3 protein-coding genes are annotated in these 2,715 nt (G+C 45.5%); 1 reads left to right on the top strand and 2 read right to left on the bottom strand.

Translation table 11 applies throughout. From position 1 onward, the window contains the following. Nucleotides 1-706 (bottom strand): hypothetical protein (locus tag Q0338_RS05255; protein WP_298085841.1); only part of this gene is annotated, 706 nt, incomplete at its 3' end. A 67-nt stretch (nt 707-773) separates the two neighbouring features. Beyond that, nucleotides 774-998 (bottom strand): hypothetical protein, encoded by a 225-nt coding sequence (locus tag Q0338_RS05250; protein ID WP_298085840.1) that lies wholly within the window; start codon nt 996-998, stop codon nt 774-776. A gap of 426 nt (nt 999-1,424) precedes the next feature. Here Q0338_RS05250 and Q0338_RS05245 point away from each other — a divergent pair, with 426 nt between their 5' ends. Next, nucleotides 1,425-2,603: a NifS family cysteine desulfurase gene (locus Q0338_RS05245; RefSeq protein WP_298085839.1), complete on the top strand. Its 1,179-nt coding sequence runs from the start codon at nt 1,425-1,427 to the stop codon at nt 2,601-2,603. Nucleotides 2,604-2,715: the final 112 nt, after the last annotated feature.

The raw sequence follows: 2,715 nt of genomic DNA, 5'->3' as shown, positions 1-2,715 counted from the left end.
GACCTTTGTTATACCCCTCGATATATCTGAATCTAGATAAGACTATTTTAAAGGATTCCACGTCGTCTAAAGTGTATTTATCGCCGAGCTTGACGTAGTTAAAATTCCTACTAGTAAGCGTCGAAAAATCGCTAAATTTTTGTTTTAAATTTAGCGTATAAATTGCCGTATGAGGCGTATCGTTATCGCAGCGGTTAAATTCGCTTTCATCGAAGGCAAGCGCGAGGCAAATTTCATCTCCGCAGATTACCTTTATATCTTTGGCGCGGCTGTTTATACGGATGGTTTGGCGCCAACCCTCGCCCTCTATCTCAAAGACGTTGCGAGCGAGCTTTTTAGCTATTTCATCTCCGACATAGCCTCTGGCTTCTGGTTTATCAGCCCAACCAAGCGCAGAGTAGTTCGGTTTTTGCGGAAAATCCGCAAGCGGAGTTTGAAGCTCGCTTATGGCATTTAAATTTTCCTCGGTGCCTTGCGGAGCCGCAAAAGAGGTGCCTCTCATAGAGTGTAGATTAAAGAAACCGATAAATTTTCTGACAACTTTATATGCAGTTTGAGAAAATATCTTGGCTTCGTTTTCAAAAAGCGAAATATCGTAGATGCCGTATTCATAATATTTAAGTTCTCTTCTTACCCACATCTCATCCGGCGAGCGGTCGATCTCGTCGTATCCATAGTAGAGCTCCGGCATGTTTTTCTGCAGCAAAAAGTCGTCGCTGTCGTCATCTTTGTATCTAAGCCAGACCCCAAAATCGTCCTTAATGTATAGATAATCAAACTTCGCGCCTCCTGCGAATTTTTTCTCGCCTAGCCAAAATACGGGCCTTTTTTCTTAGGATCGGCAAAGCGGCAACTGGAGGTAAGCCTTGTAGCTCTTTTTCAAATTTCTCATCGATATAATCGCAAGCGCTAGTGGGCATACCAGGATCGCAACCCTCGGGCGTATCGACCGAAAAAAGCGAGGTTAGGATTAAATATACAAGTAGCACAAAAACCACGCAAGCGCCGCCTATAACCCAAGCAACAATTTTTAAAATTCTTTTAAAAGTTTTCATATATAAATTTTATACCATTTCGCCTGAAAAACCACAAATTTTAACTTCAAATTTACCTTTTTGCCGCGTCAAATTTAGGTTTCTTTCGCTGATTTATACCCAAAATGCGAAAATTTAATTTTTAAATTTTCTAAAACCTTAAGAAATCAAACTAAGTTTAGGATATATTTTATCTTTTTATATCAAATTTGACCGAAAAGGCGATATTTTACTTATTTGATAAGAAATTTCAATATATAAACACTATCAAAAACCGCTTAAATTTGAAAAAATTAAGCTAAAATTTTAATCAAAAATTTATAAAATTTGTTATATTATCCTCGCGAAAATAAAAGGGATAAAATATATCCTAATTGATAAAGGTCAAGCGTGAGAGTATATCTAGACAACAATGCCACGACGATGGTCGATCCCGAAGCTTTCGAGCTTATGAAGCCGTTTTTCTGCGAGAAATACGGCAACCCAAACTCGCTTCATAGATTCGGCTCCGAGACGCACCCCGCGCTTCGCCGCGCGATGGATCAGCTCTATGCGGGCATAAACGCGAGCGATAACGACGACATCGTGGTCACGGGCTGCGCCACCGAGAGCAACAACTGGGTGGCTAAGGGAGTATTTTTCGATCATATATTAAATAAAGACAAAGATCACGTCATCATTAGCGCCGTCGAGCATCCGGCGATCTCGGCAACCTTTGAGTTTCTCAAAAAATACGGCGTTCGCGTGAGCCGCGTGCCCGTAAACGAAAACGGCCTGCTCGATCCAAACGACCTAAGAAAGCTCATCGACGACAAAACAGCGCTCGTTAGCATCATGTGGGCAAATAACGAAACGGGCACCATTTTCCCGATCAAAGAGTGCGCGACAATCGCTCACGAGTACGGCGCGCTGTTTCACACCGACGCGACGCAAACCGTCGGCAAGATCAAGATAAACGTGCGCGAGATGGGCATGGACTTTATGAGCTTTTCGGCGCATAAATTTCACGGACCAAAGGGCGTAGGCGGCCTGTATATCAAGGACTCGCAAAAGCTAACGAGCCTGCTTCACGGCGGCGAGCACATGGGCGGCAGGCGCAGCGGGACGCTCGATGTCGCAGGTATCGTCGGCATGGCGCAAGCACTGGAAAACAGTAACAAGCTAATCGAGTTTGAAAATCTGCACGTTAGACGCCTGCGCGACAAGCTCGAGGACGCGCTGCTACAGCTACCTGACGTCTCGGTCGTGGGAGAGCGCGCTCACAGGCTGCCAAACACCATCCTGGCCGCCATAAAAGGCGTCGAGGGCGAGGCGATGCTGTGGGATCTAAATCAGGCCGGTATCGCGGCATCTACGGGCTCGGCGTGCGCGTCCGAGACACTAGAGAGCAACCCGATAATGGAAGCCATCGGCGCTAGCAGCGATCTGGCGCACACGGCGCTAAGGCTGTCGCTATCGAGGTTTAACACCGAAGAAGAGATCGACTATGCGATAGAGCATATCAAAAAGGCGGTGGTGAGGTTGCGAGCTATTTCAAGCACGTACGCTTACAACCCTAACGGCAAGTAACGGCTTGTCTTTTGAGCGCCTTTGAATGAGTTTGAAATTTTCGCCCTGCGGCAGACTATATGTCTAGCCTTGGGACGCAAATTTCCGCACAACATTCAAATTCATCTCAAAA

Source organism: uncultured Campylobacter sp. (genome assembly GCF_938018145.1).
In the GTDB taxonomy this organism is placed as follows: Bacteria; Campylobacterota; Campylobacteria; order Campylobacterales; family Campylobacteraceae; genus Campylobacter_A.
This window is presented reverse-complemented; position numbering and strand designations above follow the sequence as displayed.